Annotated in this window: 21 protein-coding genes; 9 read left to right on the top strand and 12 right to left on the bottom strand. The window is 54.2% G+C overall.

Annotated elements, in window-relative coordinates; translation table 11 throughout:
* Positions 1 to 3: 3 nt before the first annotated feature.
* Positions 4 to 1215, bottom strand: coding sequence for a 5-aminolevulinate synthase (gene hemA, locus RCA23_RS00105; protein WP_044048401.1), 1212 nt, complete (start codon positions 1213 to 1215; stop codon positions 4 to 6).
* A 259-nt stretch (positions 1216 to 1474) separates the two neighbouring features.
* On the opposite strand from hemA, the gene idi reads away from it, so the two are divergent.
* Positions 1475 to 1990, top strand: coding sequence for an isopentenyl-diphosphate Delta-isomerase (gene idi, locus RCA23_RS00100; RefSeq protein ID WP_044048400.1), 516 nt, complete (start codon positions 1475 to 1477; stop codon positions 1988 to 1990).
* Here the strand turns inward: idi and yaaA are convergent.
* From yaaA to RCA23_RS00085, 3 genes are read right to left on the bottom strand one after another with little or no spacing between them, the layout of a single operon-like run.
* Complete coding sequence (gene yaaA, locus RCA23_RS00095) at positions 1987 to 2760, bottom strand: peroxide stress protein YaaA (RefSeq protein ID WP_044048398.1); 774 nt, start codon at positions 2758 to 2760, stop codon at positions 1987 to 1989. The genes idi and yaaA overlap by 4 nt on opposite strands.
* A gap of 22 nt (positions 2761 to 2782) precedes the next feature.
* Entirely contained in the window at positions 2783 to 4843 is a 2061-nt protein-coding gene (gene recQ / locus RCA23_RS00090) for a DNA helicase RecQ (RefSeq protein ID WP_044048395.1), read from the bottom strand.
* A 15-nt stretch (positions 4844 to 4858) separates the two neighbouring features.
* Positions 4859 to 5137, bottom strand: coding sequence for a YggT family protein (locus tag RCA23_RS00085; protein ID WP_044048393.1), 279 nt, complete (start codon positions 5135 to 5137; stop codon positions 4859 to 4861).
* A gap of 142 nt (positions 5138 to 5279) precedes the next feature.
* Here RCA23_RS00085 and RCA23_RS00080 point away from each other — a divergent pair, with 142 nt between their 5' ends.
* From RCA23_RS00080 to RCA23_RS00050, 7 genes are all read left to right on the top strand, one after another.
* Positions 5280 to 5819 (top strand): thioesterase family protein, encoded by a 540-nt coding sequence (locus RCA23_RS00080; RefSeq protein WP_044048391.1) that lies wholly within the window; start codon positions 5280 to 5282, stop codon positions 5817 to 5819.
* A 59-nt stretch (positions 5820 to 5878) separates the two neighbouring features.
* The gene (locus RCA23_RS00075) at positions 5879 to 7264 is read left to right on the top strand and encodes an MFS transporter (RefSeq protein WP_052376948.1); all 1386 of its coding nucleotides are present in this window, start codon (positions 5879 to 5881) and stop codon (positions 7262 to 7264) included.
* A gap of 113 nt (positions 7265 to 7377) precedes the next feature.
* On the top strand, positions 7378 to 8181 hold the full coding sequence (gene mepA, locus RCA23_RS00070) for a penicillin-insensitive murein endopeptidase (protein ID WP_044051133.1): 804 nt from the start codon (positions 7378 to 7380) through the stop codon (positions 8179 to 8181).
* 106 nt (positions 8182 to 8287) lie between these two features.
* Entirely contained in the window at positions 8288 to 8932 is a 645-nt protein-coding gene (locus RCA23_RS00065) for a queuosine precursor transporter (RefSeq protein WP_044048389.1), read from the top strand.
* 238 nt (positions 8933 to 9170) lie between these two features.
* On the top strand, positions 9171 to 9593 hold the full coding sequence (arfB, locus tag RCA23_RS00060) for an alternative ribosome rescue aminoacyl-tRNA hydrolase ArfB (RefSeq protein WP_044048387.1): 423 nt from the start codon (positions 9171 to 9173) through the stop codon (positions 9591 to 9593).
* Complete coding sequence (locus tag RCA23_RS00055) at positions 9583 to 10839, top strand: aspartate aminotransferase family protein (protein WP_044048386.1); 1257 nt, start codon at positions 9583 to 9585, stop codon at positions 10837 to 10839. The genes arfB and RCA23_RS00055 overlap by 11 nt, the downstream gene beginning before the upstream one ends.
* A complete protein-coding gene (locus tag RCA23_RS00050; protein ID WP_052376947.1) occupies positions 10836 to 11768 on the top strand; it encodes a phosphotransferase enzyme family protein in 933 nt (310 codons plus the stop codon). Before RCA23_RS00055 ends, RCA23_RS00050 begins: the two co-directional genes overlap by 4 nt.
* Here the strand turns inward: RCA23_RS00050 and pncB are convergent.
* Positions 11765 to 13057 (bottom strand): nicotinate phosphoribosyltransferase, encoded by a 1293-nt coding sequence (pncB, locus tag RCA23_RS00045; RefSeq protein WP_044048385.1) that lies wholly within the window; start codon positions 13055 to 13057, stop codon positions 11765 to 11767. The genes RCA23_RS00050 and pncB overlap by 4 nt on opposite strands.
* Complete coding sequence (pncA, locus tag RCA23_RS00040; RefSeq protein WP_044048384.1) at positions 13057 to 13647, bottom strand: bifunctional nicotinamidase/pyrazinamidase; 591 nt, start codon at positions 13645 to 13647, stop codon at positions 13057 to 13059. The genes pncB and pncA overlap by 1 nt, the downstream gene beginning before the upstream one ends.
* Positions 13648 to 13789: 142 nt before the next feature.
* Between pncA and trhO the strand changes: the two genes are divergently transcribed.
* The gene (gene trhO / locus RCA23_RS00035) at positions 13790 to 14668 is read left to right on the top strand and encodes an oxygen-dependent tRNA uridine(34) hydroxylase TrhO (protein WP_044051131.1); all 879 of its coding nucleotides are present in this window, start codon (positions 13790 to 13792) and stop codon (positions 14666 to 14668) included.
* Positions 14669 to 14675: 7 nt separating this feature from the next.
* Here the strand turns inward: trhO and RCA23_RS00030 are convergent, their stop codons facing one another.
* The 6 genes from RCA23_RS00030 to dnaA form a co-directional block, all read right to left on the bottom strand.
* Positions 14676 to 16046, bottom strand: coding sequence for an FAD-dependent oxidoreductase (locus RCA23_RS00030; RefSeq protein ID WP_044048382.1), 1371 nt, complete (start codon positions 16044 to 16046; stop codon positions 14676 to 14678).
* 29 nt (positions 16047 to 16075) lie between these two features.
* Positions 16076 to 18493: a DNA topoisomerase (ATP-hydrolyzing) subunit B gene (gene gyrB / locus RCA23_RS00025; protein WP_044048380.1), complete on the bottom strand. Its 2418-nt coding sequence runs from the start codon at positions 18491 to 18493 to the stop codon at positions 16076 to 16078.
* Between the two features lie 149 nt (positions 18494 to 18642).
* Positions 18643 to 19263, bottom strand: a complete 621-nt coding sequence (locus RCA23_RS00020) for a LysE family translocator (protein WP_044048378.1) — start codon at positions 19261 to 19263, stop codon at positions 18643 to 18645.
* Positions 19260 to 20366: a DNA replication/repair protein RecF gene (recF, locus tag RCA23_RS00015; RefSeq protein WP_044048377.1), complete on the bottom strand. Its 1107-nt coding sequence runs from the start codon at positions 20364 to 20366 to the stop codon at positions 19260 to 19262. The genes RCA23_RS00020 and recF overlap by 4 nt, the downstream gene beginning before the upstream one ends.
* A 25-nt stretch (positions 20367 to 20391) precedes the next feature.
* Positions 20392 to 21510 (bottom strand): DNA polymerase III subunit beta, encoded by a 1119-nt coding sequence (gene dnaN, locus RCA23_RS00010; RefSeq protein ID WP_044048376.1) that lies wholly within the window; start codon positions 21508 to 21510, stop codon positions 20392 to 20394.
* A 102-nt stretch (positions 21511 to 21612) separates the two neighbouring features.
* Entirely contained in the window at positions 21613 to 22959 is a 1347-nt protein-coding gene (gene dnaA / locus RCA23_RS00005) for a chromosomal replication initiator protein DnaA (RefSeq protein WP_044048373.1), read from the bottom strand.
* Between the last annotated feature and the right edge of the window lie 100 nt (positions 22960 to 23059).

The following is a 23059-nucleotide window of genomic DNA, read 5'->3' as shown; positions in this document are numbered from 1 at the left end:
GCTTTAGGCGGCCACATGGGACACAGCACATTGTTTCCACAGCTCAGACAGGGCCACGACCAAGTGATCCACATCAGCATCACTGTGCAAAGGCGAGGGTGTAAACCGCAGACGCTCAGTGCCTCTTGGAACGGTCGGGTAATTAATAGGCTGAACATAGATGCCAAAGCTGTCCATCAAATAATCGGCCAGCATTTTGGTTTTTACAGCATCTTTGATCATCACCGGCACGATATGGCTGTCATTTGCCAAATGTGGAATCCCGGCTTTATCGAGCCCAGCGCGCAGACGCGCCACCTGTGCCCGTTGACCCATCCGCTCTACGGAGCTGGTTTTGAGATGCGCAATAGAGGTGCGCGCCGCGGCTGCGACCGCAGGAGGCAGGGCCGTGGTAAAAATGAATCCCGAGCCAAAAGACCGGATAAAATCGCACATCGCTTCTGAGCCGGTGATATAGCCACCCACACAGCCAAAGGCTTTGCCTAGGGTGCCCTCAATGATGTCGATACGATGCGCCAAACCTTCACGCTCACTGATGCCACCGCCACGCAGGCCATACATGCCAACCGCATGAACCTCATCAAGATAGGTGAGCGCCCCGTGTTTTTCACAAACATCCAATATCGCGGCAATCGGTGCAATATCCCCATCCATAGAGTAGACGCTTTCAAAAGCGACAATCTTCGGCCGGTCTGCGCAAGCGGTCAACTTACGGTCGAGGTCTTCTACATCATTATGTGCCCAAATCATTTTTTCGGCTTTAGAATGGCGAATGCCTTCGATCATCGACGCGTGGTTTTCGCTGTCTGACAAAATCACCGCATTGGGGATTTTCGCTCCCAGCGTGGCCAATGTTGTCCAGTTGGACACATAGCCAGAGGTGAACAAAAGCGCGGCCTCTTTGCCGTGCAAATCCGCCAGCTCAGCCTCAAGCAGCAAGTGGTCGTGATTGGTTCCGCTTATATTGCGCGTGCCACCCGCGCCTGTACCGCAGCGCCCGACAGCCTCTTGCATCGCGGCAATCACCGCAGGATGCTGGCCCATGCCCAAGTAATCGTTGGAACACCAAACCGTAACATCCCGAGTGCCGCCCTCAAAATGATTGGTGGCCTGAGGAAACTTACCGGTTTTCCGTTCAAGATCGGCGAAATACCGATAATTGCCATCCTGTTTCAACTGCTCAAGTTGGTTTTTGAAAAAGTGATCAAACGACATGGCGTATTCTTTCTGCTGGTCCAGTTGATGCAAAGGCGGATGACAAGGCCGCTGGCTCTGCTCCCTGTGGTATATAGGCTCGGTGCTTCATATTTCTGCACCTATAGGCAAGTTTTGATCGAATTGCCCGCGACATTTCCGCCCCCGTGATATGAAATTCAGAGCTTTTGAACACCATAGGCAACAAAGCCGCCCTATCACCGCTTTTGCAGAGGGATATTTCGCCCTATAGGAGGCGCAACACCTAAGGGCAGAATGAATGGACATAATGATTCCCGCATGGATAGACGGTCAGTTGCAGCCAGTTCAAAAGCTGCAAACCCATCTGCGCGGATTGAAGCATAAAGCAGTGTCTGTTTTTGTGATGCGGGGTGCGGAGACATTGTTGCAACGCCGCGCCATGAGCAAATATCACACCCCCGGCCTTTGGGCCAATGCCTGCTGCACACATCCGCAATGGGGCGAAGCTGGTTTTGACTGCGCCCAGCGCCGGCTTGAGGAAGAATTAGGGCTGGCGGACCAAATCCCTGTGTACCGCGGCACGGTAGAATATCGCGCTGATGTGGGCGGCGGTATGATTGAGCATGAGGTGGTGGAAATTTTTACGCTGCAAGTCACCCAGATCACCATTCGCCCCAATCCCGAAGAGGTGATGGATCATCGCTGGCAAAATCTAAAGGATCTCACCCATGAGATTGCAGCGCAGCCAGAGGTTTTTACCCCATGGCTAAAAATCTACCTCAGCCAACATGCGAAAGCCATATTTGGCGCCTAGGCGGGATAATCACGCAGGAAGACCGGTTTTTCTGGCGTGGATTGCTCAGGTTGATAGGCATATCCACCCAAATCAAACTCCACGATTTGCGCAGGATCTGACAATCGGTTCTGGACAATAAATCGCGCCATCGCCCCGCGGGCTTTCTTGGCGTAGAAGCTCACAATCTTCGCCTGACCCTCTTTCAGCTCCAGAAATTGCGGCGTGATGATCGGCAGATGCAGCGCCGAGACATCCACAGCACCGAAGTATTCTTGGCTGGCACAGTTGACCAGCGCCTGCGCACCGGTCGCCTTGGCCTGTGCGTTTAACGCCTTTGACAACTCCTGCCCCCAATAGGCATAAAGAGATCCGCCGCGATCCGTTTTCAAGCGGCTGCCCATTTCAAGCCGGTAGGCTTGGATTTGATCCAAAGGCCGCAAAACACCGTAAAGCCCAGAGAGAATGCGCAGATGCTCCTGTGCCCAGCGCATGTCATCCTCGCTGAAGCTCGCCGCTTCCAGGCCTTGGTAAGTGTCTCCCGCAAAGGCCAAAGCGGCAGGACGTAAAGCTTCATCCGCTGGCTTGTCCGCAAAGGCCACGAAGCGCTCGTGGTTCAGCCGCGCAAGATTTTCGCTGATCGACATCAGCTTTTGCAACTGTGGCACCGAAAGATCCCGCGCCGTTTTCGCCAAGTTCAAGGCATCCGCAGAAAAATCTGGTGTGGTGGCATCTGAGCGCGGCGCCTCTGACCAGTCCAGCTTTTTCGCCGGTGAAATACAAACCAACATCGTGTGTCTCTCCTCTGAACCCTTAACCTAGAGCAGTCTTGGCAGACTGCAAGATTTCTAAAAAGGCCAAGCCAAAACGTTCAGTTCGGGCGGGCGTCATTCCGGAAATTTGCGCCAATTGTTCTAATGAGCTTGGTCGCCTTTGTGCGATCATACGCAGGGTTGCGGTCGAACAGCTCAACGGTTTTTCCCCATCAAAGGCCCCACGGGCCAATTGCAATTGCCGCTCTAGAAGCTGATCAAAAAGCTCCCCCTCTGGGCGCCCGGCCATTTTGCGCCGTGCCGGGTGGACCGGGGGCTGCTCTCCTGTGATCACCGATAGAAAGGCCTGCCCATAGCTTTCCAATTTCTTCGCCCCCACACCACCAATTGAGGCCATTTGATCCAAGTTCTGCGGGCGGCGTTCTGCCATTTCAATGAGGGTTTTGTCATTGAAAACAATATAGGCCGGGACTTTTTGTTGTTCGGCCAAAGCGCGCCTCTTGGCTTTAAGCGCGGATAAAAGTGGCGCATCTTCCTCTGACACCAAGGATTTGACCGCGGGACGCCGTTCTTGACCTGCGGCGGTGATGCTGTCCTTGCGCAACTGAATTTGAGCCTCCCCCTTCAATAGGGGCCGGGCGTTCTGGGTGAACCGCAGACCCCCATGGCGCTCTGGGTCTGGGCGGATAAGATCAAACCCCATCATCTGCCGAAAAATCGCCTGCCATTGCGCCTTGCTGATGGCCTTTCCAACCCCAAAGGTCGGCAATTCATGATGGGCGCGTTGCCGTACTTTATCAGTGGCATTGCCGCGCAATATATCAATCAAATGACCTGTCCCAAACCATTCCCCGGTGCGCAAAATGGCCGATAGCGCCATGCGCACTGGTTCTGTTCCGTCAAAAACTTCAGGCGGCGTATCACAAAGATCACAATTGCCGCAGTTCGATGCTGTTTCGCCAAAATAGGTCAGCAATGCAGATCGGCGGCAACTCAACGCCTCCGCCAAACCCAACAAAGCATTAAGCCGCGCATGATCTGCCATTTTGCGATCCGCAGGTGCCAGCCCTTCATCGATTTGCGCACGGCGCAGGCGAATGTCATCTGCGCCAAAGAGGGTCAAAGTCTCAGCCGGCGCGCCATCACGCCCGCCTCGGCCAATTTCTTGATAATAGGACTCAATAGATTTGGGCAAATCCGCATGGGCCACCCAACGGATATCCGGCTTATCGACCCCCATACCAAAGGCGACAGTGGCCACAACGATGAGGCCATCTTCTTGCTGAAACCGTGTTTCGACAATTCGGCGATCTTCGGCATCCATACCGCCGTGATAAAAACAGGCCGAATGCCCCGCCTCGCGCAGCGCTTGTGCCAGGGTTTCCGTCTTGGCCCGCGTGCCGCAATAGACAATGCCTGACTGCCCCTTTCGGGCCGCTGCAAAGCCAAGAATTTGTTTGCGCGGTTGATCCTTAGCGGCGAAAGCCAGATGGATATTGGGGCGATCAAACCCGTGTAAAAAGCTTGCCGGGGCCTGCCCATCAAACAGCTTGTTGACGATTTCTGCTTGGGTTTCTTCATCGGCTGTAGCGGTGAAGGCGGCGAGCGGGACATTCAGTGCCCGGCGCAACTCGCCAATCCGCAGATAATCCGGGCGAAAATCATGGCCCCATTGCGAGACACAATGCGCCTCATCCACCGCGATCATCGACACGCCAACCCGCCGCAACATCCCCAAAGACGATCCGGCCGCCAGCCGCTCCGGTGCGATATACAAAAGTTTGAGGGTGCCTTGCTCCAACCCTTCCCAAACCGCATCTGTCTCCTCGGGCGTATTACCAGAGGTTAGAGCCCCCGCTCCGACCCCGGCGGCCTGCAAAGCGCGGACTTGGTCGCGCATCAAAGCAATCAGTGGCGAGATCACCACCGTCACCCCATCGCGCATCAAGGCGGGCAACTGAAAACACAGGGACTTCCCACCCCCAGTGGGCATTATAGCCAGTACATTTTGCCCTTCCGTCACCGCACGCACAATCTCCTCCTGACCGGGACGAAAGGCATCGAATCCGAAGACATCCCTCAGAAGGGTGGTATAGGGCATAACAGGTCCGATGGGTCAGCGGCCGTAATAGGCCAAAGTATATTGCAAAGCGGCCACGATCAGCAGCGCGATCAAAGGCGTCAAATCAAGCCCGCCCATATTTGGCAGGAACTGCCGAATGCGGCCATAGATCGGATCTAAAAGACGGTTCAACCCCGACCAAATCTGCGCAACAATGGGCTGATACAGGTTCAAAACATTGAAAGCGATCAACCAACTCATGATCAAATGGGCAATGATAAAGAACCAAATGACGTTCAAAACCATGTAAGGTATCGCGAAAATAGGAGCCATGTGAAACCTCGACAGAATACGTTTGCTTTTACCTAAGCGCTTCGGCCCCCATCGGCAAGTCGCTTGACAGATCGGGTTCAAAATCATGGGTTGACCTGCGGGCCTGCGCGCTCTTTTGTGACCAAAATTTGGAGAGCCTTCTATGTACCCTTTCGTCCGTCTCGCTTGGCAATTTTTCATTCACCGCAAGACGGGCTCGCTTGCCATTGGACAAACCCACTATAGCACGCATTACTGCCTGCCTTGGGACTTGGATCTTTGGCGCGAACTCAACAATGGCCGCACCCTGTCGATCTATGACATGGGCCGCCTGCCCATGGCGCGTCGCTCTGGCTTATTGGCGATTTTGAAACGCAAGGGCTGGGGCCTGACCATAGCCGGCAGCTCCGTGCGCTACCGCAAGCGCATCCGTGTGTTTGACAAAATCGAAATGCGCAGCCGCGCCCTTTGTGCCGAGGCGCGGTTTATGTATCTGGAGCAAAGCATGTGGGTGAAGGGAACCTGTGCCGGGCACGCGCTTTATCGCACCGCGGTGACCAATGCCGATGGACTCGTGCCTATTGAAAACCTGCGGGCAGAACTGAACCCAAACACGCCCCTGCCTCCAATTCCCGAATGGGTCGCCGCATGGATCACGGCAGAGGACCTACGCCCCTGGCCACCGATGCAGGACACCCCTTAGGAAACCCTTGCTTTGGCCATTTCTCTCAGCCAAACTTGAAGTATTATTAGGGGCGCCATATGTCGAAATCAACAAAAGAGCAGGCCATTTTAGTCAAACGCGTGCGCGGCTGGATGATGTTCGACTGGGCCACGCAACCCTTTTACACCCTTGGTTTGACATTCATCTTTGGGCCCTATTTTGCCGGTGTTGCCGCAGAGCATTACCTGTCCAGCGGATTGGATCCCACCAGCGCCAAAGCCAACGCGCAATCGATATGGTCTTGGGGTCAGGCTATGGCCGGCTTTATCGTTGCGATCATAGGCATTCTTGCCGGTGCCTATGCCGACAGTACCGGTCGGCGAATGCCTTGGATTTGGGCCTCCTCATTGGTCTTTGTGATCTGCTCTTGGATGCTCTGGTACATGGTGCCAGATGGATCTGCGATGTGGTCCTCTTTGATCTTCTTCTCCATCGCCTTCATCGCCGCTGAGCTCGCGCTTGTATTCACCAATGCCATTCTCCCCAGCCTGGGAGACCGGCGGGAGGTTGGAAAAATCTCAGGCAGTGGCGCCGCACTGGGCTATGCCGGCGGTATCATCAGCCTATTTATCATGCTGTTTTTCTTTTTTGACGAAGGCGGCAAGACCTTTCTGGTCGGATTGGAGCCCGGCTTCGGGTGGTTGGAAGCCCAAAGCCGCGAAGGCACGCGGGCGGTCGGCCCCTTGATCGCAATTTGGTTCGTCATTTTTATGCTGCCATTTTTCCTTTGGGTGCAAGAAAGCAAAACCCCCAATCGTCAGGGCGGGTTGCAACGATCGCTTGCGGACTTAACAGACACGCTCAAGAGCATGGTTAAACGGCCGAGCCTCTTTGCCTTCATGGGCGCGCAAATGTTCTATCGCGACGCCCTCAACGGGCTTTATGCCTTTGGTGGGGTTTATGCGGTTTTGGTCCTGGGCTGGGGGCAAACGCAGCTTGGTGTTTTTGGAATACTCGGCGGATTATCTGCTGCAATTGTCACCTGGATTTCAGGAAAATTTGATCGGAAGCTGGGGCCGCTGCCCGTGATTTACTTTCACATCTATGTGCTGATCTTTGTCTCGCTTTGCATCATTGGCATGTCCAGAGACAGCTTTTTTGGTCTCGCCTTGCCGGAAGGCTCCGCACTGCCCGATATCATTTTCTACATCTGCGGTGCGGCCATTGGTGGCTCCGGCGGAGGGATCTATGCCGCCAGCCGCTCCATGATGGTGCGCCACACCAATCCTAACCGTCCAACGGAAGCCTTTGGCCTATTTGCCCTCGCCGGAAAGGCCACCGCCTTTTTGGCACCGCTTCTTATCGGTTTATTTACCTACTTGCTGAACGATGCCCGCCTAGGCTTTGCTCCCGTTGTGGGACTGTTCGTCTTAGGGATGCTTTTGCTGCGCTGGGTGAACCCAAATGGAGATCAAGAGACGTGAGACCGATTGTCGTCAGATATTTTTTTGCACTGGTGCTCTTCGCAGCCTGCCTGCCCTTTGCGCTTCAAGCACAAACGCAATCAGACCGTCCGCAAGCGCGGACAGATCGGGCTATGACCGTGGCTGCAAAAACCCTTTTCGGTGCGGCTGAGATCGGATCAAAACATGCATCCGAATCCTTTGGAAGCTACGCTAAGGGCTGTTTGGCCGGCGGGGCCGCTCTGCCAGAAACTGGCCCCACATGGCAGGCCATGCGCCTGTCACGAAACCGAAATTGGGGACAGCCCATCACGATTGACTACCTAAAAGATCTCTCGCGCAAAGTGGCCCAGAACACGTCTTGGTCGGGTCTTTACATTGGAGATATTTCTCAACCACGCGGTGGGCCGATGCTGTCAGGCCATGCCAGTCACCAAATTGGCCTAGACGCGGATATATGGCTACGGCCAAAAACGGATCGCGTTTTAACCCGGGCAGAGCGGGAAGAGATTTCCTCTATATCCATGCGGCGGGCCTCTGGCGCTTATACCAATGACCGCTGGACAAAAGACCATGAAACGGTTCTCAAATTGGCCGCCTCAGATCCACGGGTGGCACGCATATTTATTTTCCCAGGCGCCAAGGTCGCTATGTGCAAATCAGCGACAGGCGACCGCAGTTGGCTGCGCAAAATTCGTCCTTGGTACGGGCATCACTATCATTTCCACGTCCGCCTAAAATGCCCAGAAGGCCAAGAGGATTGCATCAACCAGGCCCCGCCACCGCCCGGCGATGGCTGCAAGGAGGCGGCCGGATGGGTCAAACGCATCTTGAATCCCCCCCCACCTAACCCGAATGCCAAGCCGCGCAAACCTAAGCCGCCGATCACCTTGGCCAAATTGCCCCAACAATGCAGCGCGGTTTTGTCAAACCTCTGAGGGCCCGCTGTACGGAAATCGCTTGCAATATGTCCTATGGGCTCGTATCCGAGCACGTCAAATCTGACCAAGTCGCCGCTACCTTGGCTAAAAAACGGAATAAAACATGAAAACTCTCTATCTCCCTGGCATTCTTGCCATGGCTGTCGTCGTTGTGGCCTCCAACATCCTGGTTCAGTTCCTTCTTGGAGACTGGCTGACCTGGGGTGCATTCACCTATCCCATCGCCTTTCTCGTCACCGATGTGATGAACCGCGTCTATGGTGTTGCTGCCGCGCGCCGTGTGGTCTTTGCCGGCTTTGCCGCTGGTGTTCTTTGTTCACTCATTGGCACGCAAGTCATGCTGCAAGGGGATGGCTATAGTTTCCCAGCGGTCACACTGCGCGTGGCTTTGGGATCTGGCACCGCCTTTCTGGTGGCTCAGTTGCTGGATGTTCAAATCTTCGACCGCTTGCGGCATGGCACATGGTGGCGGGCCCCGCTGGCCTCAACGCTGATCGGCAGTGCTGTGGACACCTTCCTCTTTTTCAGCATCGCTTTCTCTGCCCTCTTTAACGGACTGGAAACCAGCAATGTTCCAGACTGGGCACAGGGTGCTGTGCCGCTGCTCGGCGCGGGTATGGAGCTGCCACTTTGGGCTTCGCTGGCCGTTGCAGATTGGCTTGTGAAACTGTCCTTGGCTCTCATCGCTTTGGTGCCGTTCCGATTCTTGGTGCTATATCTTGTGGGACGTACAGCAAAAAACCATTGACTTTGTGTCTCTCTCTGGCAAGCTGTGGGTAAATGTAACAGCTGAAAGGAGGTGATCCAGTGTCGAGAAAGGTATTGGAGAATGGAGTCGTAACAGGTTTGGAGGCGAATTTCTGAGGCAACCCTTGGAGTTTTAGCGCCAAGCTTGGGCAAACGGTCCTAAACGACCCGCCCTCCGCACAACTTTCGAAGGGCCGTCCTCTCTGGGCGGCCCTTTTCCTTTGTGGCATAGTAGCCCCATGTTGCAAATCAATGATGAAATAATGATTCACGATTGGGAGCTGACCGAAAGTTTCACCCGTGCGCAGGGACCTGGAGGACAGAACGTCAATAAAGTGTCGACCGCCGTCGAATTGCGCTTCGAAGCGGCCCGCAGCCCAAACCTCCCGGGCCCGGTAAAAACCCGACTCAAAAAATTGGCCGGCCGCAAGTGGACCTCCGATGGCGCCATAATTTTTCGCGTCGAAGACACCCGCTCACAGGCACGCAACCGAGAGATTGCAAAAGAGCGCTTGAAAGAGCTGATCCTTCAGGCTTTGATACGGCCAAAGCGCCGGATCGCCACACGCCCCACACTCGGATCGCAAAAACGCCGCCTGGCAGGAAAAGTTCAGCGCGGCGTGGTCAAATCTCTGCGCGGAAAGGTGAAAGATGTCGAGTGATCTCGCGGCGCGGCGTGCCGCAGTTTTGGGGCCAAATGTGCCCACATTTTATGAAACCCCAGTGCATTTGGTCAAAGGTGACGGTGTTTGGGTGTGGGATGCAGACGGGCGTAAATATCTCGATTGTTATAACAACGTGCCGCATGTCGGCCACTGTCACCCCCATGTCGTCTCAGCCATCGCCGCACAGGCCGCTCAGCTGAACACCCATACCCGCTATTTGCACGCGGGAATTGTGGAGTATTGCGAGCGGCTCACCGCCAAATTTCAAACGCAATTGGATCAGGTCATCATGGTGTGCAGCGGATCAGAGGCCAATGACATTGCCCTGCGCATGGCCCAAGCTGTGACCGGGAAAACTGGCATCATCGCCACAGATAATACCTACCACGGCAATACGATGGCCGTGTCACAGCTCTCGTCGCGCAAGCCCCCCATCGGCGGCTATGCCGACCATATCCGCCGCATCCCTGCGCCGGACACCCTGCGCCCGGTTGGTGGCACTGCCGACGATCAGGCCGCGGCTTTTGCACGGGAGCTGCAAACTGCCATTGATGATCTTGAGGCCTCAGGCCACGGGTTTTCGGGTTTTCTATTTTGCCCGACCTTCGCCAATGAAGGCCTGCCAGATTTGCCGCAGAATTTTATGAAGCCCGCCGAGCAAGTGGTCAAAGCCGCCGGAGGGCTGTTGATCGCAGATGAGGTTCAGCCCGGGTTTGGCAGAGGCGGCGAGACTTGGTGGGGCCATGAATGGCTTGGCCTGTCACCTGATGTTGTGACATTGGGCAAACCAATGGCCAATGGGCATCCGGTTGCAGCAGTGGTCGCACGCCGGGCCGTCATGGCTGAATTTCGCAACGCCTTTGGCTATTTCAACACCTTTGGTGGCAATCCAGTAAGCTGCGCCGCGGCTGCGGCCACTTTGGACGTCATTGAACAGGACAATTTGGTAGATCACGCCAAAAACGTCGGTGCTGTATTTTTGCGCGAGCTGCACTCTATGGACCACCCCAGCATCGCCAGCCGGCGCGGACGTGGTTTGTTTTTCGCTTTGGAATTGGAAACGGATGGTGCTGCCGATGAAGCCTTGGCCGCCCATGTCGTCGAATACGCACGCAATCATGGCCTGTTGATGGGGCGCTCAGGGCGCAATCGCAATATTTTGAAACTGCGCCCACCTATGCCGTTTTCCAATGAGAATGTCGCCATGGCCTGTGACATCCTACAGGCCGCCTTCAAAGCATGAATGAGCTTTCAGAAATCGCCGCCAAATGGGGCGCGAATGGTCAGATAGAGTTGATCGCCGAGCGGGAAAACGCAGTCTATAAGATCCTGCGCGACGGCACACCGATGGCGCTGCGCCTGCATCGGGCGGGATATCAAAGTGAAGCGGCAATCTTGTCAGAATTGCGCTGGACGCTGCGGCTGGCGGAGGCGGGTTTTGCCTGCCCCAAACCCCTCGCGCAGGCAGATGGATCCTTATTGGCAAAGTTGGCCGATGGACGCTTTGTCTCTGTGATCACCTGGGTGGAGGGCGCGCCAATTGGGGCTATGGACACCCCCGTTGGTACGGATGTCACCGCCCATTGTGATCTTTATCACCAATTGGGCCGTCTCTTAGCTCAGCTGCATGAGACCAGCGATCGCATAAAAACCGACGATCTCACACGCGCCGCCTGGGATCTGCCGGGCCTGCTGGGAAAATCTCCCTTTTGGGGGCGATTTTGGGACAATCCATCGCTGTCGGCCAGTGAAAAAAAGTTCATGGTTTATACCCGACAGACCGCTCACGCCCATTTAAGCGCCATGAAGGGCGCGGATTTTGGCTTGATACATGCGGATGCCTTGCAAGAAAATGTCTTTCAAACAAAGTCAGGGCTAACGCTGATTGATTTTGACGACGCGGGATTTGGCTATCGCGGTTACGATCTTGGGGTCTGTGTGTCGCAACATTACGCCGCAGGGCATTTGAACGATCTGATCGCCGCGGTTGCAGAGGGCTATGGAACACTCCGCAAAGCCCCATCGATAGATGATATCAAATTTTTCCTTATGTTGCGTGGGCTTGCCTCTTGCGGATGGGTGATTGCGCGGCAGCCTAAAAAAAGCCCTGTCCAAAGGCGCTATGCAGAACGCGCGCTGCATTTGGCACATCAATGGCTGACAACCGCTTAAACGATGACGCTTTGCGGGTTTTGGCGTCCAACTTCGAACACCCGTTTGTAGCGCGCAATTTCATCTGCTGGACCCATCGCCTTGTTGGGATTGTCGGACAATTTGACCGTGGGTTTGCCATTGGCTGACACGGCTTTGCAGACCAAAGAGAAGGGCTTCAACCCATCATTTGGCACCAAACCACGGAAGTCATTGGTCAGCAGCGTGCCCCAACCAAAAGAGACTCTGACCCGTCCAGCGAACAATCGATGCAGCTCGGCGATCTTCTCCACGTCCAAACCATCAGAAAAAATCAGCAGTTTTTGACTGGGATCTTCATTGCGGCTTTTCCACCATTTAATCGCATGTTCTGCCCCTTGAATTGGATCACCAGAATCGATGCGCATGCCCGTCCATGTGGCAAGCCAATCAGGCGCATTGTCTAAAAACCCTTCTGTGCCATAGGTATCTGGCAAGATGATCCGCAGGTTTCCATCGTGCTCCTCATGCCAATCAGATAGAACGTCATAGGGGGCCTGGCGCAAGGCTTGATCATCGGAGGCCAGCGCAGAATAGATCATAGGCAACTCATGCGCATTGGTCCCAATCGCCGCCAAGTCCCGATTTTTCGCTATCAAACAATTGGATGTACCAATAAATTTGTCTCCCAATCCTTCGGTCATGGCCTGCACAGCCCAATCTTGCCACAAAAAGGAATGGCGCCTGCGCGTGCCAAAATCCGCAAGGCGCAAGTCCTGAATGTCGCGCAGTGTCTCAATTTTTTCCCAGAGCTTGGCCATGGCCCGCGCATAGAGAATTTGAAGCTCAAAGCGGCGCATGTCTCGTAGCACCGCGCGGCCGCGCAGCTCCATAAGAACCGCCAAAGCCGGAATTTCCCACAGCATCACCTCGGGCCAACTGCCTTGAAACGTCAGCTCATATTGCCCATCACGTTTCTCAAGGTGATAGTCAGGTAATCTAAGCGCCTCGAACCAATCCATAAACTCGGGCGTAAACATCTGGCGTTTGCCATAGAATGTATTTCCGCGCATCCATGTGCTTTCGCCACGCGACAGGGACAAAGAGCGCACATGATCCAACTGTTCGCGCAGCTCTCCCTCATCAATCAATTCTGCCAAGCGAATATCGCTTGACCGATTGATCAAACTAAAGGTCACCTCCGTTTTTGGGTGATTGCGGAGCACCGATTGGCACATCAACAATTTATAGAAATCATTGTCGATTAACGACCGCACGATAGGGTCGATTTTCCATTTGTGATTCCACACTCGGGTGGCAATATCTACCATTACAAAAGGCTCACTTTCGCTGCCACCATGTTGCGCCGTGCTTGGTCCAGCGATCCGCCCATATCAATGGCGCGGCATAGGGCGGTGTCGACGCTGACCACAAAGCCCAGCCGCGCCGCATCCAGCGCTGAATAAGCAACGCAATAATCCGTCGCCAATCCAACGAAGGTCACATCCCGAACCCCGCGGGTCTTCAAATATCCTTCAAGCCCGGTCGCTGTGCTATGGTCGTTTTCAAAGAAAGCAGAATAGCTGTCGATGCCTGGACGATAGCCCTTGCGCAGAATCAAATCTGCCCGATCCGTGGCCAAATCTTTGTGAAAGGCTGCACCAAAACTGCCCTGCACGCAGTGATCTGGCCAAAGCACTTGGGGACCATAGGGCATTTCAATGCTGGAAAACGCATCGGCCTTATGGGAGCTGGCAAAGGAGGAATGGCCCCCAGGGTGCCAATCTTGAGTGAGGATCACCGCGTCAAAATCAGCCATGCGGCTGTTAATCTGTTCTACAATCTCATCACCGCCGGCAACCGCCAAAGCGCCGCCCGGACAAAAGTCGTTTTGAACATCAACCACAATCAGAGCACGCATTTGGACCCCCTATCCAAGCTTCGCGCACAGAGGTAATGATCCGCGCCCATAAGGTCAATGTTATCAAAGCACCCATAAAGCGCTAGCGGAGCTTTAGCTATGTATCTTGCAGCAAAGATAACTTCAGATTATGACGCAGATCATGTTTACAGTCTCCGCTCTTTATCACTTCACCCGCTTTGACGATCCGGGCGCTCTGCGCGCGCCGATGGTGTCACTTTGTGAGCATGAGGGCATCAAAGGCACAATTTTGCTCGCCAAAGAAGGAATCAACGGCACAGTCGCTGGACCCAAACAGGGAATTGCCCGGCTTTGGGCGCATATCGCCGCGCTGCCTGGCTGTTCGGACTTTGAACATAAAGAGAGCACGGCCAGCATCATGCCCTTCAAACGCATGAAAGTTCGCTTGAAAAAAGAGATTGTCACAATGGGCCAACCCAATGTCGATCCGCGCGCGGGCACAGGCCACTATGTCGATCCCCATGAATGGAACGCGCTGATTGCAGCTCCGGATGTCGCGGTGATTGATACGCGCAACGATTACGAGGTGGGCATCGGCACGTTTGAAGGGGCGATTGATCCCAAGACCAAAACCTTCCGCGAATTTCCCCAGTGGTGGGCTGAAAACAAACATCGTTTTCACAACAAAAAGATTGCCATGTTTTGCACCGGCGGCATTCGATGTGAAAAATCTACTAATTTTCTGCTCGGTGAAGGGGTTGAGGAAGTCTATCACCTTAAGGGTGGAATCTTAAAATACCTTGAAGAGATGCCGCAAGAAGAGAGCACCTGGCGCGGTGAATGTTTCGTCTTCGACAATCGCGTGTCCGTCGGTCACGGCTTGGCCGAGGGCAGTTTTGATCAATGCTATGCCTGTCGCAGACCGATCACAGAGTCGGATAAAAATCGTGTCGACTATATCAAAGGCGTGCAGTGCCACCAATGTGTAGACGAATATTCTGATGAGGACCGTGCACGTTTTGGTGAGCGCCAAAGGCAAATCGACGCCGCCGCAAAATAGGGCCGCCTCACTGAGATTTGATCCAAGCTCCAAGCCGCGCAAGATGCGGTGCATGGGCTTTGCCATTGGCTTCTGCCCGATCTGCGGCTTTTAACATCGCGTATAGACCGCGCACCGCCATCCACCGCAAAGGCTCACGCTCCCAAGCACGAACCGCGCGGTTGACCCAAGGCAATTCGGTCAAAGCCGTAGGCTCTGATAGCACCAAGTCACGCAGCGTGCGCCCAGCGAGATTCGCCGAGGTCAAACCGACCCCCACATATCCGCCCGCCCAACCAATCTTGGTCTCAGGATCCAAGCCAACAGTGGCGCACCAATCGCGTGGAACCCCCAAGACCCCCTGCCAAGCATGGGCCAAGGGGACATGGGTCGCCGCAGGAAACAGACGCGCAAGAATCCCCCGCAATTGGGAAATTGTGCCCGCGGTGGGTCGGCCATCGGGTTGAATTTTGGAATTCAAAAGATAGGGCAGCCCACGGCCTCCAACCGCAATGCGCCCATCTGCTGTGCGCTGGCAGTAGCAATAGGCATGCGCCATATCTCCAATCAGCTCCGCACCCGACCAACCGATGTCCCGCCACAGCTCTAAGGGCAAAGGTTCCGTCACAATTTGAGCGGAGTTGAGAGGCAGCCAATCCCGCTCATATCCGGGCAATTGGGCGCTATAGCCTTCGGTTGCTTTCAAGACCACCGCGCAGGCCACTCGGCCCTTATGGGTTATGACCTGACCTTTGGAAATTTCATGGGCCCGGGTCGCTTCGTAAATCGTAACTCCTAATCGCGCCACTGCATCAGCCAATCCGCGTACCAATTTGGCCGGCTGCACCCGTGCCACACCAGAGGTCACAAGCGCGCCCTTGGCGCTTGGAATGGCAATCCGCGCACGCAATTGCGCTTCACTTTCAAGCCGGCTGCGGTGATCACCCCAGTGGTGCAACCGCTTCAGCTCAGGGGCAAGGCACTGAAATTGATACGCATTCGTGGCAATGGCCAATTCCTGTGTGCGGTGGATATCAGCATTGATGCCTTCCATCTCAGCCGCGGCAATGACCTCATCAACAGTTCCATGAAACGCCTCTACCATGGCCTTGACCTGCTCGGCCGTACCGCTGCTCAGATATTTTTCATGCTCCCAAGCAAAATTACCCGACAGCCAGCCGCCATTACGACCAGATGCGCCAAAACCGGCGAAATGCTCTTCAACAATAACAATGTTCAAAGATGGGTCGGCTTTTTTAAGATAATAGGCGGCCCAAAGCCCGGTATAGCCCGCCCCAATGATGCAAATATCAGCGCTTACAGAGCGGTCCAACGCCGGGCGCGGCTTTGGCAACCCGCCCAGCTCTTGATACCAAAAGGAAACGCCACCGCGTTGCATTGCCCCATGCACCCCCTGTTTGGTCAGTTTTAGAAATCCAAGTTGGACACATTGAGCGCGTTATTTTGGATGAATTCCCGACGCGGCTCCACCACATCGCCCATCAGCTTGGTAAACAGATCATCCGCTTCCGCGACATCATCAACCCGCACTTGCAACAATGTCCGCGCATCTGGATCCAATGTGGTTTCCCAAAGCTGATCGGGGTTCATTTCACCCAAGCCTTTGTAGCGTTGCAGCGACAGCCCCTTCTCACCCTCTTCCAAAATCGCGCTCAGCAGCGTGAGGGGGCCATTGACCACCTGCACCCGATCTTTGCGCACCAATGTGCACGGGCCGCTGTAGGTATCTTGCAAACTTTGGGTCAACATCCCTGTGCGACGCGCTTCGCCGGACCGCAGCATTGCCCCATCGAGATTGCGCACCTCTTCCACGCCGCGCAAAATCCGCGCCAAGCGCATGCCGCGGTCCTGGGTTGGGCGACCTTGCCAACCCCGTTCATACTCCAAAGCAATGAGATCGAGCCGGCGCGCCACGGCGTCCGCCATGCCCTGCAAGTCACGATCAACCGCCCCAGGCACGAAAGCCCCGGCGATTGCCGCTTGCTCCAAAATATGACGTGGGTAATGGGTGGGGAATGCGTCAACAATGCGCTTCAGCTGACGCGCCTCTTCCACAACACGCATCAAATCGGCGCCAATAATTTCTTCGCCATTGGTCAAGCGCAGCAAAGCGCCCTCAATGCCTTGTTCGATCAAGTATTCATCCAGGGCTGGCTGGTCCTTGAGATAAACTTCAGAACGCCCCCGGCTCACCTTAAACAAGGGGGGTTGCGCGATATAGAGATAACCACCTTCAATCAATTCTGGCATTTGACGGAAAAAGAACGTCAGCAAGAGCGTGCGGATATGCGCACCATCCACATCGGCATCGGTCATGATCACGATTTTATGATAGCGTAGCTTTTTGATATTAAATTCATCGCGCCCAATGCCAGTGCCCAGCGCCATAACCAAGTTGCCAATTTCTTGGCTGCCCAGCATCCGGTCAAACCGCGCGCGCTCCACGTTCAAAATTTTCCCGCGCAATGGCAAAACCGCTTGGGTCATGCGGTCACGTCCAGTTTGGGCAGAACCGCCGGCGCTATCGCCTTCGACCAAAAATACTTCAGTTTTTGAGGGGTCTTTTTCCGAACAATCCTTGAGCTTTCCTGCCAAGAAGTTCACATCCATCGCTGTCTTGCGCCGGGTGAGGTCGCGGGCCTTGCGCGCCGCTTCACGCGCCATAGCAGCCTCAACAATCTTGCCAACAATAACCTTTGCCTGCGCAGGGTTTTCCTCGAACCACTCGGCCAATTTCTCACCCACCAAACCCTCAACCGCCGGGCGCACCTCTGAGCTGACCAATTTATCTTTGGTCTGGCTGGAGAATTTGGGATCAGGAACTTTGACGGATAACACGCAGGTCAAACCCTCGCGTGCGTCATCGCCTGTGAAGCTGATTTTCTCTTTTTTGGCGATGCCGCTGGATTGCGCATAGTTATTGATCGTTCGGGTCAAGGCCCCTCGAAAGCCCGCCATATGGGTGCCGCCATCACGCTGTGGGATGTTATTGGTGAAGGGCAGGACATTTTCGTGATAGGTGTCATTCCACCACATCGCCACTTCAACACCGATATCATCACGGGTGCCTTTGACATAAATCGGCTCTTCCATGATTGAGGATTTGGAACGGTCGAGATATTTCACAAATTCACGCACACCGCCGTCGTAGTACAGCTCACTGCGCAAAGGCTCTGCCGGGCGCAGGTCTTCAAGAATAATCCGCACCCCAGAATTCAAGAATGCCAATTCGCGCAGGCGCTTTTCCAATATTTCAAATTTATACTCAAGATTTGAAAAGGTCTCTGTCGACGCCAAGAAACGGACTTCCGTGCCGGTGCGATCGCCACACTCGCTCACAACTTTTAGGTGCTCTGCTGTGTCACCATGTTCGAACCGTGCGACATGCTCTTTGCCTTCGCGCCAGATGCGCAGTTCCAGCCATACCGACAAGGCATTCACAACCGAAACCCCAACCCCGTGCAAACCGCCAGAAACCTTGTAGGAATTGCTGTCAAACTTACCACCCGCATGCAGCTGGGTCATAATCACCTCAGCGGCAGACACGCCCTCTTCTTCGTGAATTCCAACTGGAATGCCGCGACCATTATCCGCGACCGAAACCGAGCTGTCGGCATTGATCCGCACCAAAACATGATCCGCATGGCCAGCCAGCGCCTCATCGATGCCATTGTCCACAACCTCATAAACCATATGATGCAAACCGGAGCCATCATCCGTGTCACCGATATACATCCCCGGCCGTTTGCGAACAGCCTCTAAGCCCCTAAGAACCTTAATGGAATCTGCGCCATATTCTTCAACATCCACAGTTTGCTCAGACATCCCGATACCCTTTTTTGAGTTACACAACAAATAGCGGAATTCGAGATGAATGTCACGCAAATGGCACAATAGATTGTGGTTCAGGCTACGATTTTTTAAAGCAACAAACGCGATATCATCTTTCGCAAAAAAATGCTTTTTCCAAGTGACTATGCAAAGGGAATAATGATCCCAACAGCGATCAAAAGACCTCCGGAAATGCGGTTGATTCGCCGCACCGCCGCCGGTGTTTGCAACAGCTCACGCGCGCGATTCACAAAGCCAGCAATGGTCAAATTCCCCAAAAGCGGGGTGAGGATGGAGACCACGACAATGGCCAAAACATCCCAGGCCGTGACCTGCGTCAGGTCAAAAAAGCCCGGCAGAACGCCCATGTAAAACAAAATGGCCTTTGGGTTGCCTAATATCACCACCACGCCTGCGATAAAGCCCGCCCACATGCCCGGTCGCGTTAGGCGCCGGTCACTGTTCAAAGCGACATCGGCCTTGAGGATCAACAATGCTCCCATGGTAAGGAAGACCACGGCCGCGCCATAGCGCAAGATGATCATGATGCCGGCAATTTCATTGACCACCCAACTCACACCTAGGACGGCCAAAACCGGCCAAACCGCATCGCCAATCGCCACACCCAATGCCAAAGGCCAAGCCGCCTGAAAGCCGCCCGACATAGCACGCGCCAAAAGTGCGACCCAAACCGGGCCGGGCGTAATGAATAAAATAAAAACAGCTATGGCATAAAGCGCCAAATCAGAAAAAGCCAAAGTCATTGTAGATCCACTTTTGATTTCCCCTCAACCTCTGTCACCAAAAGATGCTGCGCCCTATCGCCAAGTTCTTCAAACAATTCAGGCCCTGTGCCACTCATCCAGGCCTGAGCACCCAGCGCGCAAATTTCGTCATAGAGCGCCGCTCTGCGGGCAGCATCCAAATGCGCTGCCACCTCATCCAAAAGTAAAATCGGCGGCAGGCCGGTTTGTTCTTTCAGGGCACGACCGTTGGCAAGGATGAGCGAAATCAAAAGCGCCTTTTGCTCGCCGGTGGAGCTGTCTTTGGCTGGAACATCTTTTGCCGCAAAAACACCGAAAACATCATCGCGATGCGGACCGGCAAGGGTACGACCTGCGGCCAAATCGCGACTGCGATAATCGGCTAGAAGTTCCGCGAGATCATCGCTATTGGCTGAAAATTCTATGTTTTCCGGATTGGTCAGGGTCAAATGCGCAGTTGGAAAGGCTGTTTCTGCCTGATCTTGCGCCGCGTGGATATACTCCAAAGCCTCCTCCCGAGCTTTTCGGATCTTCACGCCTGTAGCGGCCATTTGCCCCTCAATAGCCCGATACCAATGGGCATCGGTCACCTGGTTTTTCAACAGACGATTGCGCTCGCGCATGGCTTTTTCATAGATGAGCACCTGCTCACCATGGTTTGGATCAAATGAGAGCGTCATGCGATCCAGAAACCGCCGGCGCCCCTCCGCACCTTCAATCCAGAGACGGTCCATCGCAGGGATCAACCACAGGACACGGGCAATGCGCCCCAACATGACTTGAGTGGCCGCTTTGCCATCAATCCGCAACTGACGCGCCGCACCATTTTGCGACCAGGTTTCTATCTCATGCAGCCGATCTTGCGTGCGCAGAACAGCCGAGACCTTCCAGCCCAGCGCCTCGGGACGGCGGGTCATTTCTTCCGCACTCGACCGCCGCACGCCGCGACCAGGCGAAAGCAAGGATATTGCCTCTAAAATATTGGTCTTGCCAGCCCCATTGGCGCCATAAATCGCCACAGGTCGCGGGTCACACTCGATCTGCACTACATGATGCGACCGAAAGTGCGAAAGGTTTAAGGATTCAACAGCAAGATTGGGCATCTGCGCCCTTCACATTCACGCCAGCTTAAACGCGCATGGGCATGACGACATAAATGGCCGATGTATCATTGCCCTCACGCATCAAGGTTGGGTCCCCTGACGTGTTGAATAAGAACACCGCATTTTCCCGATCAACCTGACTGGCAATTTCGAGCAGATATTTCGCGTTAAAGCCAATTTCCAATTTTTCATCACCATAGGCAACGGCCAATTCTTCTTCGGCAGCGCCACTGTCTGGTGCATTCACCGACAGGATCAAGCGATCTTCATCCAATGCCAGCTTCACAGCTCGCGACCGCTCTGAGGACACCGTGGCCACGCGGTCAACTGCCTTGGCAAATTCGGCCGCATCCACTTCCAACTTGCGCGTATTGCCCGAAGGAATGACGCGCGTGTAATCTGGGAAGGTGCCATCAATCACTTTTGAGGTCAGCGTAACATTTGGCGTGGCGAAGCGCACTTTGGTTTCTGAGACTGAAACGGCAATTTGCGCGTCATCGTCATCAAGCAATTTGCGCATTTCACCAACAGTTTTACGCGGCACAATCACGCCGGGCATATCTCCGGCATCTGTTGGCAGATCCGCATCAATCCGCGCCAATCGGTGACCGTCGGTGGCGACACAGCGCAATTTTTGACCCCCATCACCCTCAGCCACATGCATATAGACACCGTTCAAATAATAACGGGTCTCTTCGGTGGAAATGGCAAACTTCGATTTATCAAAGAGCCGGCGCAAGGTCATCGCAGAAGCGGTGAAATTAGAGGTATATTCCGAGGTCGCCATAACCGGGAAATCTTCCTTCGGCAGCGTCGTCAAAGAGAAATTTGACCGGCCGGCCTCAACGGTCAAACGGCCAGAGGCGCCGTCATCTGTCAAGGTCACCAAAGCCCCATCTGGCAATTTACGCACAATCTCATGCAAGGTCACCGCAGATACCGTGCTGGCTCCTGCGCGCTCCACCATTGCTGTCACACGATCCACAACCTCGATGTCCAAATCTGTCGCACGAAAAGACGCATGATCGCCGCTCGCCTCAATCAATACATTTGCCAAAATTGGAATTGTATTCCGACGCTCCACAACAGACTGCGCTTGGGACACAGCCTTCAACAAAGTTGCGCGTTCAATAGACAGTTTCATTGCCGTTCTCCGTCACGTATATGAAGACAAACCGTAAAGAGTTTTCCACAGGACACAAGAGTGTGTTAACGGGTTTTAACCCTTAATGGCTTTGAAAGGCCACTAAGCCTCCAATGAACGTCGCAAGAGATCCAGGTCGTCGGACATTTGACTGTCTTTATTCCGTAAATCCTCAATTTTCCGCACGCCATGCATCACCGTCGTATGGTCTCGACCGCCGAACCTACGGCCAATTTCCGGCAATGAGCGGCTGGTCAATTGCTTGCACAGATACATCGCAATCTGGCGCGGCCGTGCAAAGCTGCGCAGGCGCTTTGGTCCCAGCATATCTGACAGGCGAATATTATAGTGATCGCTCACTTTACGCTGAATTTCCTCAACCGTAACCTTGCGATCCGAGGCACGCAATATATCAGAGAGACAGTCTTGGGTCAGCTCAACGGTAATTTCACGCCCCACCAGTGAGGCAAAGGCAAAGAGCCGGGTCAAAGCGCCCTCGAGCACACGCACATTGGTTGAAATGCGATGTGCTAAAAATTCAACAACTTCCTGACGCACGTCAATGCCCGGGTAGCTGGACTGATACAGCTCAATTTTAGACTGCAAAATACCAAGACGCAGCTCATAGGTGGTGGGATGCAAATCCACCACCAAACCGCATTGCAAGCGGCTCGCGATGCGATCTTCTAATTGCTTTATTTCCCCCGGGGCACGATCAGCCGAGATGATAATTTGCTTGTTTTGATCAACCAAGGCATTGAATGTATGGAAAAATTCTTCTTGGGTGCTGTCTTTTCCACCGATGAATTGCACATCATCCACCATTAGGACATCGACCGAGCGGAACAGCTCTTTAAAATCCATCATCTTGCGCTCGCGCAAGGCCTGAACGAACCGATACATGAATTGTTCAGCAGAGAGATACATCACATTGATATCGGGACGATTTGATTGCAGCTCCCAAGCGATGGAATGCATCAAATGGGTTTTTCCCAAGCCAACGCCACCGTATAAAAAGAGGGGATTAAAAGTGACTGGCCCCGCTTCCGCAACACGTTTCGCCGCCGCATGAGCCAACTCGTTGGGTTTGCCCACAACGAAATTGTCGAATACGAAGCGCTTGTCGAGCTTTGCCCCTTGGATTTCGCGCGGCTTTACGGGCGCGACCACAGCGGGGGAAGACGGGCGCGCGACAGGTTCTTGATCCAAGCGCCCTACGGAAAATGTCACACGGGTCACTTCAAACCCAGATTCGCGCATTTGATAGAGGATTTGATCTTCGAAATGCTGCCGTACGTAATTTCCAAAAAAACTGGTCGGCACGAAAAATTCTGCCGTACCGGCCGATTCTCCCACAAGTTGCAGGGGTTCGATCCATGACTTGTAGTTGTTGTTCCCGAGAGACTTGCGCAAGCGATCCGCGGCGATATCCCAAAACTCTAGTGCCATACGTTTCACTTAATCCCAATACAAACGACCATTCATCCGGCCCGACTTCAACGCGGCCCCATGACAACGTCGCTCAAATTTTAATGCCACTGCCCACCGA

It is taken from the genome of Planktomarina temperata RCA23 (assembly GCF_000738435.1).
GTDB lineage: Bacteria > Pseudomonadota > Alphaproteobacteria > Rhodobacterales > Rhodobacteraceae > Planktomarina > Planktomarina temperata.
This window is presented reverse-complemented; position numbering and strand designations above follow the sequence as displayed.

Coding starts and splice junctions, on each gene's coding strand:
- RCA23_RS00030 (WP_044048382.1), bottom strand. CDS start 16,046: ATGCAACGCGGTGGCGTTTCCTTTTGGTATCAAGAGCTGGGCGGGTTG.
- RCA23_RS00075 (WP_052376948.1), top strand. CDS start 5,879: ATGTCGAAATCAACAAAAGAGCAGGCCATTTTAGTCAAACGCGTGCGC.
- idi (WP_044048400.1), top strand. CDS start 1,475: ATGGACATAATGATTCCCGCATGGATAGACGGTCAGTTGCAGCCAGTT.
- trhO (WP_044051131.1), top strand. CDS start 13,790: ATGTTTACAGTCTCCGCTCTTTATCACTTCACCCGCTTTGACGATCCG.
- gyrB (WP_044048380.1), bottom strand. CDS start 18,493: ATGTCTGAGCAAACTGTGGATGTTGAAGAATATGGCGCAGATTCCATT.
- RCA23_RS00085 (WP_044048393.1), bottom strand. CDS start 5,137: ATGGCTCCTATTTTCGCGATACCTTACATGGTTTTGAACGTCATTTGG.
- RCA23_RS00065 (WP_044048389.1), top strand. CDS start 8,288: ATGAAAACTCTCTATCTCCCTGGCATTCTTGCCATGGCTGTCGTCGTT.
- mepA (WP_044051133.1), top strand. CDS start 7,378: ATGACCGTGGCTGCAAAAACCCTTTTCGGTGCGGCTGAGATCGGATCA.
- yaaA (WP_044048398.1), bottom strand. CDS start 2,760: ATGTTGGTTTGTATTTCACCGGCGAAAAAGCTGGACTGGTCAGAGGCG.
- pncB (WP_044048385.1), bottom strand. CDS start 13,057: ATGGTAGATATTGCCACCCGAGTGTGGAATCACAAATGGAAAATCGAC.
- dnaN (WP_044048376.1), bottom strand. CDS start 21,510: ATGAAACTGTCTATTGAACGCGCAACTTTGTTGAAGGCTGTGTCCCAA.
- RCA23_RS00050 (WP_052376947.1), top strand. CDS start 10,836: ATGAATGAGCTTTCAGAAATCGCCGCCAAATGGGGCGCGAATGGTCAG.
- RCA23_RS00055 (WP_044048386.1), top strand. CDS start 9,583: ATGTCGAGTGATCTCGCGGCGCGGCGTGCCGCAGTTTTGGGGCCAAAT.
- RCA23_RS00020 (WP_044048378.1), bottom strand. CDS start 19,263: ATGACTTTGGCTTTTTCTGATTTGGCGCTTTATGCCATAGCTGTTTTT.
- pncA (WP_044048384.1), bottom strand. CDS start 13,647: ATGCGTGCTCTGATTGTGGTTGATGTTCAAAACGACTTTTGTCCGGGC.
- recF (WP_044048377.1), bottom strand. CDS start 20,366: ATGCCCAATCTTGCTGTTGAATCCTTAAACCTTTCGCACTTTCGGTCG.
- recQ (WP_044048395.1), bottom strand. CDS start 4,843: ATGCCCTATACCACCCTTCTGAGGGATGTCTTCGGATTCGATGCCTTT.
- hemA (WP_044048401.1), bottom strand. CDS start 1,215: ATGTCGTTTGATCACTTTTTCAAAAACCAACTTGAGCAGTTGAAACAG.
- RCA23_RS00080 (WP_044048391.1), top strand. CDS start 5,280: ATGTACCCTTTCGTCCGTCTCGCTTGGCAATTTTTCATTCACCGCAAG.
- arfB (WP_044048387.1), top strand. CDS start 9,171: ATGTTGCAAATCAATGATGAAATAATGATTCACGATTGGGAGCTGACC.
- dnaA (WP_044048373.1), bottom strand. CDS start 22,959: ATGGCACTAGAGTTTTGGGATATCGCCGCGGATCGCTTGCGCAAGTCT.